This is a genomic window from Micromonospora sp. NPDC005305, from assembly GCF_040607315.1.
In the GTDB taxonomy this organism is placed as follows: Bacteria; Actinomycetota; Actinomycetes; order Mycobacteriales; family Micromonosporaceae; genus Micromonospora.
Genome location: NZ_JBEXGL010000006.1, coordinates 1 through 15,468, shown reverse-complemented (window position 1 = coordinate 15,468; position 15,468 = coordinate 1). Strand labels below are relative to the sequence as shown.

General features: G+C 72.5%; 13 protein-coding genes. 5 read left to right on the top strand and 8 right to left on the bottom strand.

Going from position 1 to position 15,468, the window contains the following annotated elements:
- Positions 1–30: 30 nt before the first annotated feature.
- Positions 31–672 carry a methyltransferase domain-containing protein gene (locus tag ABZS80_RS12160; protein WP_355055758.1) on the bottom strand — a complete coding sequence of 214 codons (642 nt, stop codon included), beginning with the start codon at positions 670–672 and terminating at the stop codon, positions 31–33.
- 179 nt (positions 673–851) lie between these two features.
- Here ABZS80_RS12160 and ABZS80_RS12155 point away from each other — a divergent pair, with 179 nt between their 5' ends.
- The 3 genes from ABZS80_RS12155 to ABZS80_RS12145 all read left to right on the top strand — a co-directional run bounded on the left by ABZS80_RS12155 (position 852) and on the right by ABZS80_RS12145 (position 3,805).
- A complete protein-coding gene (locus ABZS80_RS12155) occupies positions 852–2,108 on the top strand; it encodes an MFS transporter (RefSeq protein WP_355055757.1) in 1,257 nt (418 codons plus the stop codon).
- 96 nt (positions 2,109–2,204) lie between these two features.
- On the top strand, positions 2,205–2,546 hold the full coding sequence (locus ABZS80_RS12150; protein WP_355055756.1) for a YciI family protein: 342 nt from the start codon (positions 2,205–2,207) through the stop codon (positions 2,544–2,546).
- A 65-nt stretch (positions 2,547–2,611) separates the two neighbouring features.
- Positions 2,612–3,805, top strand: coding sequence for a DUF6596 domain-containing protein (locus ABZS80_RS12145; RefSeq protein WP_355056026.1), 1,194 nt, complete (start codon positions 2,612–2,614; stop codon positions 3,803–3,805).
- Between the two features lie 56 nt (positions 3,806–3,861).
- On the opposite strand, the gene ABZS80_RS12140 is transcribed toward ABZS80_RS12145, so the two are convergent.
- From ABZS80_RS12140 to ABZS80_RS12120, 5 genes are all read right to left on the bottom strand, one after another.
- Complete coding sequence (locus tag ABZS80_RS12140; protein WP_355055755.1) at positions 3,862–4,587, bottom strand: nucleotidyltransferase domain-containing protein; 726 nt, start codon at positions 4,585–4,587, stop codon at positions 3,862–3,864.
- Between the two features lie 112 nt (positions 4,588–4,699).
- Positions 4,700–5,632 (bottom strand): DUF2332 domain-containing protein, encoded by a 933-nt coding sequence (locus ABZS80_RS12135; RefSeq protein WP_355055754.1) that lies wholly within the window; start codon positions 5,630–5,632, stop codon positions 4,700–4,702.
- A gap of 133 nt (positions 5,633–5,765) precedes the next feature.
- Positions 5,766–8,657 (bottom strand): vitamin B12-dependent ribonucleotide reductase, encoded by a 2,892-nt coding sequence (locus ABZS80_RS12130; protein WP_355055753.1) that lies wholly within the window; start codon positions 8,655–8,657, stop codon positions 5,766–5,768.
- Between the two features lie 34 nt (positions 8,658–8,691).
- The gene (gene nrdR / locus ABZS80_RS12125; protein WP_151461356.1) at positions 8,692–9,186 is read right to left on the bottom strand and encodes a transcriptional regulator NrdR; all 495 of its coding nucleotides are present in this window, start codon (positions 9,184–9,186) and stop codon (positions 8,692–8,694) included.
- Positions 9,187–9,482: 296 nt separating this feature from the next.
- On the bottom strand, positions 9,483–9,674 hold the full coding sequence (locus ABZS80_RS12120) for a hypothetical protein (RefSeq protein ID WP_355055752.1): 192 nt from the start codon (positions 9,672–9,674) through the stop codon (positions 9,483–9,485).
- A gap of 55 nt (positions 9,675–9,729) precedes the next feature.
- On the opposite strand from ABZS80_RS12120, the gene lexA reads away from it, so the two are divergent.
- Positions 9,730–10,512 (top strand): transcriptional repressor LexA, encoded by a 783-nt coding sequence (lexA, locus tag ABZS80_RS12115; protein ID WP_355055751.1) that lies wholly within the window; start codon positions 9,730–9,732, stop codon positions 10,510–10,512.
- Positions 10,513–10,562: 50 nt separating this feature from the next.
- Here the strand turns inward: lexA and ABZS80_RS12110 are convergent, their stop codons facing one another.
- Both ABZS80_RS12110 and hflX read right to left on the bottom strand, forming a co-directional pair.
- A complete protein-coding gene (locus tag ABZS80_RS12110) occupies positions 10,563–12,182 on the bottom strand; it encodes a hypothetical protein (RefSeq protein ID WP_355055750.1) in 1,620 nt (539 codons plus the stop codon).
- Between the two features lie 50 nt (positions 12,183–12,232).
- Positions 12,233–13,756: a GTPase HflX gene (hflX, locus tag ABZS80_RS12105; protein WP_355055749.1), complete on the bottom strand. Its 1,524-nt coding sequence runs from the start codon at positions 13,754–13,756 to the stop codon at positions 12,233–12,235.
- A 139-nt stretch (positions 13,757–13,895) separates the two neighbouring features.
- On the opposite strand from hflX, the gene ABZS80_RS12100 reads away from it, so the two are divergent.
- Entirely contained in the window at positions 13,896–15,368 is a 1,473-nt protein-coding gene (locus ABZS80_RS12100) for an NAD-dependent malic enzyme (RefSeq protein WP_355055748.1), read from the top strand.
- Positions 15,369–15,468 lie beyond the last annotated feature (100 nt).

Below are 15,468 nucleotides of genomic sequence, written 5' to 3'. Positions count from 1 at the left end.
TCGTGCCGCCCAGGGTGAAGAGCGCGACGGTCACCGGTCAGCCTTCCGGGCGAGCAGGAACGCCTGCGGCCCCCGGTCCAGCTCCTCCGCTTCGCGGACCAGCGTGGCGTGCACGGCGAACCCGGCCGCCGTGAGCTGCTCGGCGAGCCGGTCCGCCGGCAGCCAGTACACGTCGTACGAGACCGTGTGGCCGTACGCCTGCTCCAGCCGGATCCGCTGGTCGCCGGCCTTCACGGCGATCAGGAGGTGGCCACCCGGGGCGAGCACCCGGTGGAACTCGGCGAACACCCCGGGCAGCAGGTCCGGCGGCAGGTGGATGATCGAGTACCAGGCCACGAGGCCGGCCAGCGCCGCGTCGCGGATGTCCAGCGCGGTCATCGAGCCGACCTCGAAGCGCAGCTCCGGATAGTTCCGGCGGGCCACCTCGAGCATGCCCGGGGAGAGGTCGACCCCGGAGATGTCGAGCCCGAGACCGCGCAGGTGGGCGGTGATCCGGCCGGTCCCGCAGCCCGCCTCCAGCACCGGCCGGCCGGGGCCCACCAGCTCCGCGAACGCGGCCAGCATCCCCCGGTCGAGCGGGCCCTCCAGCACGTCGGGAATCAACCGTGCGTAGTCCACGGCCACCGTGTCGTAGGCGGCGCGCGTCTCGGTGAGCCAGGTCGGTTCGATCATGGAAGCCGACCCTAGTCGCCGGCCGGCCCCGCGTCCGCCCGCCCCGCCCGGGGAGCGCCCTCCGACCGCTCGTACCGCGAACGTGCCCGCCCACGCCCGGAAAAGGCCGCGCCCGGCGGCGGCCGGCGGGATACCGTGCCGGGTCGCACACGCATGACCTCGACGGACAGGCCCGACCGGTGACCCAGCAACTGACGCCCCCGATGCCCGGAACCCGCACCTCGCTGTGGCGGAGCCGGGACTTCCTGCTGCTGTGGAGCGGCCAGACGGTCAGCGAGGTGGGCACCCGGGTCTCCGGGGTGGCGGTGCCGCTGCTCGCCGCGGACGTGCTCGACGCCACCGTCCTCCAGGTCTCCCTGCTCACCGTCCTGGCCTGGCTGCCGTACCTGATCTTCTCGCTGCCGGCCGGGATGCTGGCCGACCGGGTCGACCAGCGGCGGCTGATGGTCGCGTGCGACCTGGGTCGCGCGGCGCTGCTGCTGTCGGTGCCGGCGGTCGCCCTGGTCGGCCACCTCACGCTGGCCTTCCTGTACGCGGTGGTCGGGCTCTCCGGCGTGCTGACCGTGGCGTTCACGGTGGCCTACCGGAGCCTGCTGCCCGCCCTCGTCGCGCCGGAGCAGTTGACCTCGGCCAACGCGCGCCTCGAAGTGAGCGAGAACGTCGCCCACCTGGCCGGGCCGAGCGCGGGCGGCGTGCTCGTCGGCCTGCTCGGCGCGGCCCGCACCTTCGTCGCCGACGCGGCGAGCTTCCTGGCCAGCGCGGTCACGCTGCTGCTGGTGCGGCACCGCCCGACGCCCCGCGCCGAGGGCCGGGTGCCGGTCCGGGCGGCGCTCACCGAGGGCCTCGGTTTCATCCGCCGGCAGCGGATCCTCGCCCTGGTCCTGGCCTGCACCGCCACCTCGAACTTCTTCGTCATGGCCACCCGCGCCATCGAGGTGCCCTACCTGCTGCGGGTGCTGCACGCCAGCCCGGCCACCATCGGCCTCCTGTTCAGCCTCGGCTCGGTGGGCGGGCTGCTGGCCGGCGTGCTGGCCGGGCGGGTGACCGCGCTGCTCGGCGGCGCCCGGACCATCTGGGTGTCGATGGCCGTGCCCGGCCCGCTCTACCTGCTCATGCCGCTGGCCCGGCCGGGCTGGGGCGCCCTGCTCTACGCGGTCGGCACGGCCGCGTTCGCGGCCAACGCGGTGCTGTTCAACGTGGCCGCCATGTCGTACCGGCAGCGGGTCACCCCGGGCCGGCTGCTCGGCCGGGTCAACGCCGCGTTCCTGTGGATCTGCTACGGCGCGATCCCGCTCGGCGCCCTGCTCGGCGGCGCCCTCGGCACCCGGCTCGGGCTGCGGCCGGCGCTGCTGGTCTGCGTGCTCGGCATGTGGAGCGCGGCGCTGTTCGTGGTCTTTTCGCCGCTGCGCCGCATGCGGGACTTCCCGGCGTCCTGAAAAGAGGCAGGATTTTTCCCGGACCGCTGTCGAATCCGGCCACGCCCGTCCGTCGGTGAGTCGGAAGAGGGAAACGACAACCTCAAGGAGAGACCCATGGCCCAGTACGCAGTCCTCGTCTACTCGCCCGCGCCGGCCGACCCGATGGACCTGACCCCGGACTACGTGGCCCTGCTGGAGCGATACGGCGACCAGGTCACCGAGCTGGGCGGGCAGATCCTCACCGGGTTCGCGCTCCAGCCGAGCACCACGGCCACGGCGATCCGCGGCGACGTGGTGACCGACGGCCCGTTCATCGAGGCCAAGGAGGTCGTCGCCGGGTTCTTCATCCTGGAGGCGCCCGACCTGGACGTGGCCCTGAAGATCGCCAAGCTGAACCCGGCCACCATCGACGGCGGCGTCGAGGTCCGGCCCCTCTTCCAGCCGCCGGCCGAGTGAGCGACGCCGCCACGGTCGCCGCCGAACGCGCGGTGGCGGACGCGCACCGTCGCGAGTGGGCCTTCGTGCTCGCCGCGACGGCGCGCGTCGCCGGCGACCTCGACGTGGCCGAGGAGTGCGTGCAGGACGCCTACCTGGCCGCGCTGGCCGCCTGGGCGCGCGACGGCGTACCTGACAAGCCGGGCGCCTGGCTGACCGCCACGGCGAAGCGCAAGGCGCTCGACGTGCTGCGCCGGGACAAGGTGTTCCGGTCGAAGATGCCCCTGCTCGTCGAGCCGGCGGAGGCCGAGATGGTGGAGGAGGCCGGTGGGGACCCGGTCCCCGACGACCGGCTGCGGCTGGTCTTCACCTGCTGCCACCCGGCGCTGGCCCGGGAGGCCCAGGTGGCGCTGACCCTGCGCCTGGTCTGCGGGGTGGCCACCGGCGACATCGCCCGCGCGTTCCTGGTCACCGAGACGACCATGGCGGCCCGGGTGACCCGGGCCAAGAAGAAGATCGCCGCCGCCCGGATCCCCTACCGGGTGCCGGAGGCCGCCGAGCTGCCCGAACGGCTCGACGCGGTGCTCACCGTGATCCATCTGCTCTTCACCGCCGGGCACACCGCGCCGACCGGCGGCGACCTGGTCCGCGCCGACCTGGTCGACCGGGCGGTGCACCTGACCCGGATGCTGCTGGCCCTGATGCCCGACGAACCGGAGGTCCGCGGCCTGCTCGCCCTGCTGCTGCTCACCGACGCCCGCCGGGCCACCCGCACCGACGATTCCGGGCGGCTGCTGGTGCTGGAGGAGCAGGACCGGTCCCGCTGGGACCGGGCGGCCATCGCCGAGGGCAACCACCTGGTCCTGGGCGCGTTCCGCACGGGCCGGGTCGGCCGGTACGCCCTCCAGGCCGCCATCGCCTCGCTGCACGCCGTCGCCCCCAGCTATGCCGCCACCGACTGGCCCCAGGTCGTCCGCCTCTACGACGAGCTGCTCAAGCGCTGGTCGTCGCCGGTGGTGGCGCTGAACCGGGCGGTCGCGGTGTCCATGGTCGACGGACCGGCCGCGGCCCTCGCCGAGGTCGACGCCCTGGCCGCCGATCCGCACCTGGCCGGTTACCACTACCTGCCAGCGATCCGCGCCGACCTGCTCCGCCGCCTGGATCGCCGCGCGGAAGCGGCGGACGCCTACCGGGCGGCGCTGGACCTGGTCGACAACGAGGCAGAACACGCCTTCCTCACCGCCCGCCTCACGGAGGTCACCCCGCCCGGTCGATCATGAAGTTATCGCCCGCCGCTTCGGCGTGTCGGGGCAATAACTTTATGATCAACGTCGTCTCAGATCGTCGCGCGGTGGGCCTGGCGGACGGTGCGGCGGGCGTCCCGCCAGGCGATCAGGGCCGTGCGGAGCCGGGGCGAGGTGACCGGCTCGCCCCGGCGCCGAGCCGCCAACTGACCGATCAGCCAGGCCGGGGCGTGGGCCGCCTCCACCGCTGCGGTCTTGGTGAGCAGGTCGCCGTGGTGGAGCGCGTGCCGGCCGCGGGCCATCGAGGTGAGGCCGAGGTCGGCGAGGGCGGGATTCAGCCACAGCCACGGACGCCGGGCCGCCCAGGCCCAGTAGCCGGCGAGTTCCGCCCGCGCGGCGGCCCGAACGTCGTCGTCGCTCATCGGTGGGAACACCTCGCCGGGCGGGCGGCCGAGGACGGCGTACCCGTGACGGACCAGCTCGGCGCGGGTGACGCCGGACAGGATGCGCTGGACGAGCTGCCCGTGCGTCCACGTGGGATGCTTCCGGTGGACCTCGACGATGGTGGCGCTGTCGACGTAGACGCAGCCCAGGTGCAGCCCGGCGGCGCTGCCCGCGTCGAGGCGGCGGTGCACGGCGACGAGCGCGGCCTCCCGCGCGGCGTCGACCGACCCATCCGTCAGGGCCACCAGGTCAAGATCGCTCACGCCGGGGCGGTGGTCGCCGGTCGCCAGCGATCCCGCCACGAGCAGGTCGGTGACCCAGCCGAGCGCCGCGAGCTCGCTCGCAAACTCCTCAACGGCCGGCAGCGTCACCATGGCCCCAGTCTCGCCTGCGCGGTGAAGATTGGACACTGTCCGCTCCTGACGAACGATAAGTCTCCAAGATCTGGCGCTGCGACCGCGACGGCCGTGTCCGCGGCGTGCGGGCCTACCCGAACCAGGTGATCGCCTGGCCGTGGCCTCGGGTCCAGGCCAGTGGCTTCCCGTCGAGGGCCAGCACGTTGTGGAACCCGTCGGCCGGCGGCTCGGGCAACGCGGGGTACCGCAGCACGTCCGGGTCCTCGTTGGCGATCCAGTGCCCGGGCAGCTCCCGGACCAGCTCGGCGAACGCGTCCCTCCGCGCCGGCGGCACCTGGTACAGCACCGAGGTGTGGAAGACCACCAGAGTCGCGTCCCGGGGTGCCCGCGCGGCCAGCGCCGGCAGGTCGTCCACCAGGTCGCCCCGCACGAGCTGCGGCGGCTCGGCCCGGGCGACGGCCGCCGCGGCCCGCAGCCGCTCGCGGCGGTGCCCGTGCTCCGGCCAGATGAGCGCGTCCAGCCACGCCACGTCGGCCGGGTCGGTCACGTCCAGCGGGTTGAGGTCCAGGCCGGCTCGCCACACCACCTCGGGCCGGCGGGTCGGCGGCGCCGTGCCGCTGATCGCGCAGTCGAGGACCGGCTCACCGTCGCCGAGCTGATGGTCGCCGTAGCGGTAGGCGTACCGGTCGGGGTAGAGACACAGGCCCGCGGAGGCGCCGACCTCCAGCAGGGCGAGCGGCTGGGGCAGCGACGCCAGCACCGGCAGGAGTACGGCACACCGGCCCGGCTCGTTCGTCTGCGTGGCCCGGACCCGCATCTCCGCCGCGATCACCGGCCAGTTCGCCAGCGCATACCCGCGAAAGGTGGCCGGATCGGTGACCGGGCCGCCGAGCAGCCGGACGGCGGCGAAGAGCAGGTTCGGCTGGCGCTTGGCCGGCGGGAGGGTGTCGAGCCGGGCCAGCAGCTCGTCGTCGCGGGCGACCGCCTCCGACAGCCGCTCGTACGCCGGCGACATCCCGCGCACCTCCCGGGCGAAGGCGGTGTAGCGGTCCTTAGTGGTCATGGCGCGAGCATTCCAGCCGGACGCCGTGCCGGGGTGGCGCCGACGGCGTGAGCTGCGTCGCTTCAGCGGGCCGCGTCCTGAAAGCCGCGAGCGCGGCAGGGAAATCCCTGCCGCGCTCGCGAGCGGTCGTGCGTCAGCTGCAGCCGCTGGTGGAGCCGCAGCCCTCGCAGACGTAGCAGCTGCCGGCCGGCCGCATCTTCGTGCCGCAGGTGAAGCAGAGCGGCGCGTCCGCGGCCTTGCCGATCACGGCCTCCAGCAGTTCGGTGCTGGAACCCACCGACGGCGCCGGCTTGACGGCCGCGACGTCCGCGACCTCCTGCTTCGGCTGGGCGACCGCCTTCGGCTCGGGCGCTTCGACCGGGGCGGAGGCGGCCATCGCGGTGAGGTCCGCACCGCTCGCCTCCGCCTCCGCCTCGGCCGCGAGCTGGGCGGCCCGCTCCTTGGCGGTGAAGATGCCCAGCTCGGCGCGGCGCTCGTACGGCAGGAAGTCCAGGGCCAGGCGACGGAAGATGTAGTCCATCACCGAGGCCGCCATGCGCACGTCCGGGTCGTCGGTCATGCCGGCCGGCTCGAAGCGCATGTTGGTGAACTTGCTGACGAACGTCTCCAGCGGGACGCCGTACTGGAGACCGATGGAGATGGCCACCGAGAAGGCGTCCATCACGCCGGCCAGGGTCGAGCCCTGCTTCGACATCTTGAGGAAGACCTCGCCGAGGCCGTCGTCCGGGTACGACGAGGCGGTGAGGTAGCCCTCCGCGCCGCCGACCGAGAACGAGATGGTCTCCGAAGGGCGCTTCTTCGGCAGGCGCTTGCGCACCGGCCGGTATTCCACGACCTTCTCCACGACCTTCTCGACCTCGGCGGCCGGGGCCTGGGTCTCGGCGGTGGCCTTGTTCGACTTGGCCACCGAGAGCGGCTGGCCGACCTTGCAGTTGTCCCGGTAGATCGCCAGCGCCTTGAGGCCGAGCTTCCAGCCCTCGAAGTAGATCTTCTCGACGTCCTCGACGGTCGCCTGCTCCGGCATGTTGACCGTCTTGGAGATCGCGCCGGAGACGAACGGCTGGATCGCCGCCATCATCCGCACGTGGCCCATCGGGGCGATCGACCGCTCACCCATGGCGCAGTCGAAGACCGGGTAGTGCTCCGGCTTGAGGCCGGGGGCGTCCACCACGTGGCCGTGGTCGGCGATGTGCTCGACGATCGCCTCGACCTGCTCCTCCGGGTAGCCGAGGCTGCGCAGGGCACGCGGCACGGTCTGGTTGACGATCTGCATCGAGCCGCCGCCGACCAGCTTCTTGAACTTGACCAGCGCCAGGTCCGGCTCCACGCCGGTCGTGTCGCAGTCCATCATGAAGCCGATGGTGCCGGTCGGCGCGAGGACGCTGGCCTGCGAGTTGCGCCAGCCGTTCTTGTCGCCGATCTTGTTGCCGAGCGTCCACTGCCTGGTGGCCTCGCGCTGGACGGCGGTCGCCACGGTGCCGGTCGGCTTGATCGCGTCGTTGGCGGCGGCGTGCTTGCGCATGACCCGCTTGTGCGGCTCCGCGTTGCGGGCGTAGCCGTCGTACGGGCCGACGACGCCGGCCAGCTCGGCGGAGCGGCGGTAGGCGGTGCCGGTCATCAGCGAGGTGATCGCCGCGGCGACCCCCCGGCCCTGCTCCGAGTCGTACGGCAGGCCGGAGGCCATCAGCAGCGCGCCGAGGTTGGCGTAGCCGATGCCGAGCTGCCGGTAGGCGCGGCTGGTCTCACCGATCTTCTCGGTCGGGAAGTCGGCGAAGCAGATCGAGATGTCCATCGCCGTGATGACGAACTCGACCGACTTGACGAACTTCTCCACCTCGAAGCCGCCGTCGGCGCGCATGAACTTCATGAGGTTCAGCGACGCCAGGTTGCACGAGGAGTTGTCCAGGTGCAGGTATTCCGAGCAGGGGTTCGACGCGGTGATCCGACCGGTCTCCGGGCAGGTGTGCCAGTCGTTGATGGTGTCGTCGTACTGCAGGCCGGGGTCGGCGCACTCCCAGGCCGCCTGGGAGATGCCGCGGAACAGCTTCTTGGCGTCGATCGTCTCGATGACCTGGCCGTCGAGCCGGCCGCGCAGGTCGAAGCCGCCGCCGTTCTCCACCGCGGTCATGAACTCGTCGGAGACCCGGACCGAGTTGTTGGCGTTCTGGTACTGCACGCTGACGATGTCGGCGCCGCCCAGGTCCATGTCGAAGCCGGCGTCCCGCAGCGCGCGGATCTTGTCCTCCTCGCGCGCCTTGGTGACCACGAACTCCTGGATGTCCGGGTGGTCCACGTCGAGGATGACCATCTTGGCCGCCCGCCGGGTGGCGCCGCCGGACTTGATGGTGCCGGCGGAGGCGTCCGCGCCGCGCATGAAGCTGACCGGGCCGGAGGCGTTGCCGCCGGAGGACAGCAGTTCGCGGGAGGAGCGGATCCGGGACAGGTTGACGCCGGAGCCGGAGCCGCCCTTGAAGATCAGCCCCTCCTCCTTGTACCAGTCGAGGATCGAGTCCATCGAGTCGTCGACGGCCAGGATGAAGCAGGCGCTGACCTGCTGCGGCGACGGCGTGCCGACGTTGAACCAGACCGGCGAGTTGAAGCTGAACACCTGGTGCAGCAGCATCCAGGTCAGCTCGTGCGCGAACACCTCGGCGTCGGCCGGGGTGGCGAAGTAGCCGTACTCCTCACCGGCGGTGCGGTAGGTGCCGACCACCCGGTCGATCAGCTGCTTGAGCGACCACTCCCGCTCCGGGGTCCCCACCGCGCCCCGGAAGTACTTGGTGGTCACGATGTTGGCCGCGTTGACCGACCAGGACTCGGGGAACTCCACCCCGCGCTGCTCGAAGTTGATCGAACCGTCCCGCCAGTTCGTCATCACGACGTCGCGGCGCTCCCAGGTGACCTCGTCGTAGGGATGCACCCCCTCGGTCGTCCAGACGCGCTCGATCTTCAGCCCTGTCCCGGCCTTGTTCCGTGACCTGCTGGTCGTCACGCCCTCGCCCCCCTCGTCAGCGCGGTCACCCACCGCGCGTCGTCAAACTGTCAGAAATCCGTGAAACTCAACTGGTCGCGCCGGCGGCCTCGACGGCCCCGGCACCCTCCCGCGCCCGCGCGGCGGCCCGCAGCGTCTCGATCTCGCGCTCGAAGTCGGCGAGCGAGTCGAAGGAGCGGTAGACGCTCGCGAACCTCAGGTAGGCCACCTCGTCGAGGTCGCGCAGCGGCCCGAGGATGGCCAGCCCGACCTCGTGGCTGGGGATCTCGGCGGCCCCCTTGGCCCGGACGGTCTCCTCGACCTTCTGCGCGAGCAGCGCGATGGAGTCGTCGTCGACCGGCCGGCCCTGGCACGCCTTGCGCACCCCGCCGATGATCTTGGTGCGGCTGAACGGCTCGGTCACCCCGCTGCGCTTGACCACCGCGAGCACCGCCTCCTCGACGGTGGTGAACCGCTTGCCGCACTCCGGGCAGGATCGCCGCCGCCGGATGAGCTGGCCGTCGTCGGCCTCCCGCGAGTCGACCACCCGGGAGTCGGCGTGTCGGCAGTACGGACACCGCATCGCCTGACCTCCTTCATCGACCGCGGCCCGCCGGCCGCCTCCGGGCACGCGTCACCACGGCGGCACCGTCTCTCGACGGCCGCCGCCGGGGTCGGCGTACGGGAGTGCGGTCGGTAACCGGACCCAACCTGTAGGCGACTTACGCCCATGTAACCACAACATCTAGGGGTCGACCGTATGCCGTCGCACTAGCGAGGTCAAGTTGGCCGGCGTGTCCGGCGCGTCATCAGAATCACTCACCCGTGCCACCCCGTCCCCGGCGTACCGAGGAACCCAACGGCCGGCGGCCGCCGGGGTCACGGGACGCCGGGATAGAACATTCGTTCGAGATCGACGTACCATTTATCAGAACAGGCGTTCGGAAATCCAGGATTCTGCGGCGACACGCCGACAACAGGTCGTACAGATGTTTGAAAATGGCCGATCTCACCTATACGGTCAACAACGACCGGCGCGGCGGATCGCCGCGGACCGGTCGACAGCACCACCGGAGCACGCACCACGAGCCGACGAGGCACCCAGCGCCGACCAGGGAGGACGGACGTGACCGAGGACCGGGCCAGCCGGCAGAAGAACCCGCAGCCGATCGACGGGGCGGGTCCGCCGGCGACCCGTCGACCCCGCACCGCGCGCAGCCGGGCGGCACAGCCCGCCGTGCGTGCGGTCACCCCGGTGGTCAGCAGCTTCCCCGACCCGGCGACCGTCGACCTCACCGCCCGGCAGCGCCGCATCCTGGAGTTCATCCGCACCTGGGTGGAGCGCCACGGCTACCCGCCGAGCGTGCGCGAGATCGGCGAGGCCGTCGGCCTGGTGTCCCCGTCGAGCGTCGCCTACCAGCTCAAGGAGCTGGAGAAGAAGGGCTTCCTGCGCCGCGACCCCAACCGGCCCCGCGCCGTGGACGTCCGGGCCCCCGCCGACGTCGACGACGAGGCGGCCCGCGCCCAGCGCCCCGCCCCGGCGTACGTGCCGATGCTGGGCCGGATCGCCGCCGGTGGTCCGATCCTCGCCGAGCAGGCGGTGGAGGACATCTTCCCCCTCCCCCGTGAGCTGGTCGGTGAGGGCGAGGTCTTCATGCTGCAGGTCAAGGGCGACTCGATGCTCGACGCGGCGATCTGCGACGGCGACTGGGTGGTGGTCCGGCAGCAGCCGACCGCCGAGGTCGGCGACATCGTGGCGGCCATGCTCGACGGCGAGGCGACCGTGAAGACCTACCGGCGGCGCGACGGGCACGTCTGGCTGATGCCGCAGAGCCCGGCCTTCGACCCGATTCCCGGCGACGACGCCACCATCATGGGCCGCGTGGTCGCCGTGCTCCGCCGCATCTGAGACGACGAGAACCGGGGGGGTGACCGGCGGTCACCCCCCTTTTTCCTGCGCTAGTAGCGGTCGCCCCGGTAGTCCCGGCCGCCGCCGGAGACCTGGCCGTACTGCTGGCCCCCGCCGCCGTAGCCGCCGTCGCGGCGGCCGTCACGCGGGTCCCGGCGGTCGGGCTCCCGGCGCGGTGGTTCGGCCCGGGCCGGGCCGTAGCCTCCGCCGCCACCCGGCCGGCCGCCGCCGTAGCCGCCACCGCCGCCCGGCGAGCCGCCGTAGACACCACCACCCGGCGGGCGGCCACCGCCCTGGCCGCCGCCGCCACCCTGGGGGCCGCCACCGTAGACCGCGCCCCCGCGACCGCCGCCCTGCGGACGGCCACCGCCGTAGACCCCGCCGCCCGGGCGACCGCCGTTCGCCGGGGCGCCGCCGTAGACCCCGCCCGGACCGCCACCGCCGCCGTAGACCCCGCCCCGCGGCGGGGCGTCGGGCCGGTTGCCCGGCGGCGGATAGGCGGGGTTGGCCGGGAACTCGTCGCCGCGCTCGTCGGTCGGCTCGGCGCGCGGCGCCGGCTTGCGCCGGGCCCGCAGGATGCCGAAGATGCCCGCGCCGACCATCAGCGCGCCGACCACGCCGACCGCCGCGATCAGGTACGTGATCTCGTCGAGGCTGAGGCCCTCGATCCACGACTTCTCGGCGGCCGGCTTCGTGGCCGACTTGCCGCCGTTGGGCAGTGCCTCCACGCCGGTGGTGGCCGGGGTGTAGCTGAGGACGTCGATCGGGTCCGCGGCGTCCAGGAGGCCGCCGTCGGAGACGGTGAGGAAGGATTTGCCGTCCGGCGTGTAGGAGATGGCCTCGCCGAACGGGTCGGCCAGGGGGGTGACCCGGGGCTTGCCGGTGGTCAGCGCGCCGACGATGTCGCCGCCGGTCACGTCGAACTCGAAGGCGTCGGCGTAGGTGCGCAGCACCACCCGGGCGCCGTCGGGCGAGCGGGCCGCGCCGGTGACCAGCAGCCGGCCGGGGCCGCCCAGCTTGTTATCGGTGTCGGTCTCGGGGAGCGTGACCTGGCCGACCTTCTTCATCGGGATGGCCTCGAGGTCGCCGCTGCTCTTGAACTTGGCCGTCGGCGTGAAGATCTCCGACTTGCCGGACAGGTCCTTGGTGATGACCAGCGGCAGGTTGTCGTCGCCGACGAGCAGCGCCTCGGCGTCGTGCGGCTCCTTGCCGGGGTAGGACAGCCGGTGCAGCACCGGCTGCTTCGACCCGCTCAACGGCATGGTCCAGACCGCAACCCGCTCCCGCCGGGTCTTGGCCTCGACGTTGTCGCCCGTGTCCGCGACGAAGAGCGTCTTCTTGTCCGGCCCGACGGCCAGGTCCTCGGTGTCGTAGGGACCGGAGCCCGTGTAGCGGACCGGGTCCTTGGAGATCTCGCACTTCGTGTCGAGGAAGAAGATCCGTTTGCGGCTCTCGTCCTCGGTGCCGTCGTTGATCACGACGTAGCCGGTGCTGGTGGCGACGATGCCGGACAGCTCCCGGAGTCGGTTGTCGTCGACGGTGCACTTCTTCTTGGGAGCCGCGGCCAGCACGGGGGCCGCAGCGGGAGCCGCCAGGGCGAGCCCGGCCGGCGCCACGACCGCGCCGACGAGGCTCAGCGCGATCGTGACCGAGGAGACAGCGTGCCGCATGGCGCCAAGTGTCGCACGACCCAGGTTTCGGGCGGGTGACGCCGGACGGCTCACCGCCCGGCGCCCACCCGTTCCTCGCTGGTGAGCCGGTCCCCCGCCCGGTACGGCACGAGTTCGGCGGCCAGCGCCTGGCCCACCCGGACGTGCAGCAGCGTGCCCTCGGGCAGGTGCGCGGTGCTCAGCACCTCGCCCTGCCGGTGCACCCGGGCCACCAGGTCGCCCCGGTCGTACGGGAGCACCGCCCGGACCTCGACGGCCGGCCGCGGGAGGCGCTGCTCGACGGCCTCGCGCAGCCCGTCGATTCCGCGCCCGCTGTGCGCGGAGACGAGGACCGCCTCGGGCCAGAGCCGCTTGAGCCGCAGCAGCGTCTCCTCGTCGGCGGCGTCGATCTTGTTGACCACCAGCAGTTCGGGCAGCCGGTCGGCGCCCACCTCGGCGAGCACCTCGCGGACCGCTCGGACCTGCTCCTCCGGGTCCGGGTGGGTGCCGTCGACCACGTGCACCACCAGGTCGGCGTCGGCGACCTCCTCCAGCGTCGAGCGGAACGCCTCGACGATCTGGTGCGGCAGGTGCCGGACGAACCCGACCGTGTCGGAGAGGGTGTAGAGCCGCCCGTCGGAGGCGGTGGCTCGGCGGGTGGTCGGGTCCAGGGTGGCGAACAGCGCGTTCTCCACCAGCACGCCCGCCCCGGTGAGGCGGTTGAGCAGGCTGGACTTGCCGGCGTTGGTGTAGCCGGCGATGGCCACCGCGGGCACCGCGTTGCGGGTGCGGCGGGCACGCTTGGTCTGGCGTACCGTCGTCATGCTCTTGATCTCGCGGCGCAGCCGCGCGATGCGGTGCCGGATCCGGCGCCGGTCGGTCTCGAGCTTGGTCTCACCCGGACCACGCAGGCCCACGCCGCCGCCGGCGCCACCGCCGCGGCCGCTACCACCGGTCTGCCGGGAGAGGGTCTCGCCCCAACCGCGCAGTCGCGGCAGCAGGTATTCGAGCTGGGCCAGCTCGACCTGCGCCTTGCCCTCGCGGCTCTTGGCGTGCTGGGCGAAGATGTCGAGGATCAGGGCGGTCCGGTCGACCACCTTGACCTTGGTGCGCTGCTCCAGGTTGCGCAGCTGCGACGGGGACAGCTCGCCGTCGCAGATGACCGTGTCGGCGCCGGTGGCGAGCACCACGGCGCTCAGGTCGTCGACCTTGCCCCGGCCGATGTAGGTGGCCGGGTCCGGCCGGTTGCGCCGCTGGATCAGCCCTTCGAGCACCTGCGAGCCGGCCGTCTCGGCCAGCGCCGCCAGCTCGGTGAGGCTGTTGTCGGCGTCGACCTGGGTCCCCTCGGTCCACACGCCCACCAGGACGACCCGCTCCAGCCGCAGCTGGCGGTATTCGACCTCGGTGATGTCACTGAGCTCGGTGGAGAGGCCGGGGACCCGCCGCAGCGCCTGCCGCTCCGACAGCTCGAACTCGCCGGTCGTGGTGGCGTCGAGCTCGTCGTCCTCGTAGGGGAGGAAGGTCTCCTGGTCTCGCAAACCGCGACTCCTGTCCGTTATGTCTTTTGCCGGGGCATTTCCCGTTTGCATGAGCATCCTGACATGTACCAACGCAGGATGCACCCGCTATATGCCCGTGGCGTTACTAACCGGTAGCGGGGTCGGATGCCGGTCGACCTGGGCGGGCGAGTAGAAATGCCAGGCGAGCCGCTCAGCGTCGACGGAGGAGTTATTCGTGGCCAACACCCGACTGCCGAGTGCCGGATTCTCGATCACGATCCGGATCGCGGTACCCGCGGACGCCTCCTCCATCGGGCGGCTGACCACCGCGGCGGGCGAGGCCGGCGCCATCGTCACCGCGCTGGACGTGGTCGACTCCGACCCGGCCCACGTGGTCGTCGACCTCACCTGCGACACCGCCGACTCGAACCACGCCGACCAGGTGGTCGACGCGCTGACCGCGCTCGACGGGGTGGACGTCCGCAAGGTCTCCGACCGGACGTTCCTGCTGCACCTGGGCGGCAAGATCGAGGTCAACTCGAAGGTCGCGCTGCGCACCCGTGACGAGTTGTCCCGCGCGTACACCCCCGGGGTGGCCCGGGTCTGCATGGCGATCGCCGAGAACCCGGCCGACGCCCGCCGGCTCACCATCAAGCGCAACACCGTCGCCGTGGTCAGCGACGGCTCCGCCGTGCTCGGCCTCGGCAACCTCGGGCCGGCCGCCTCGCTGCCCGTGATGGAGGGCAAGGCCGCGCTGTTCAAGCGCTTCGGCGGGGTGGACGCCTGGCCGGTGGTGCTGGACACCCAGGACACCGACGAGATCGTGCAGATCGTCAAGGCGATCGCCCCGGCCTACGGGGGCATCAACCTGGAGGACATCGCCGCGCCGCGCTGCTTCGAGATCGAGGCCCGGCTGCGCGAGGCGCTGGACATCCCGGTCTTCCACGACGACCAGCACGGCACCGCGATCTGCGTGCTGGCCGCGCTGACCAACGCGCTGCGGGTGGTGGGCAAGCACCTCTCGGACGTCCGCGTCGTCGTCTCCGGCGCCGGCGCGGCCGGCACCGCGATCATGAAGCTGCTGCTGCGGCAGGGCGTGGGCGACATCATCGCGTACGACCGGCAGGGCGCCCTGCACCGCGACCTGCCCGACCTCAACCCGGCGTGGCAGTGGCTGGCCGAGCACACCAACAAGGAGAACTACTCCGGCGACCTGCCCGGCGCGATCCGCGGCGCCGACGTGTTCATCGGGGTGAGCGCGCCGAACCTGCTCACCGGCGACGACATCGCCGCCATGGCGAAGGACGCGATCGTCTTCGCGCTGGCCAACCCCGACCCGGAGGTGGACCCGCGGGAGGCCCGCAAGCACGCCGCCGTGGTCGCCACCGGCCGGTCCGACCAGCCGAACCAGATCAACAACGTGCTCGCCTTCCCGGGCGTCTTCCGCGGCATGCTCGACGCGCACGCCGAGGAGTTCACCGAGGAGATGGCGATCGCGGCGGCCCGGGCCATCGCCGACGTGGTCGGTGAGGACAAGATCAACCCGACGGTGATCGTGCCGAGCGTCTTCGACTCGCGGGTGGCCCCGGCCGTCGCCGCCGCCGTCCGCGCCGCCGCCCAGAACCCGGCCGCGACGCCCCCACCGGCCGCCGACCCGGGCCCGGCCGACCTCCCGGAAATCGCCGCCAACGCCAGCGCCACCCCCTGAGCACTCCGCCCCACTCCGCGCCCCCCTTGCCGCGTTGATCAAGAGGTTTGCGTCGGGAACGTGCCCGTTCCCGACGCAACTCCGGGAAGATCAAGCCGAC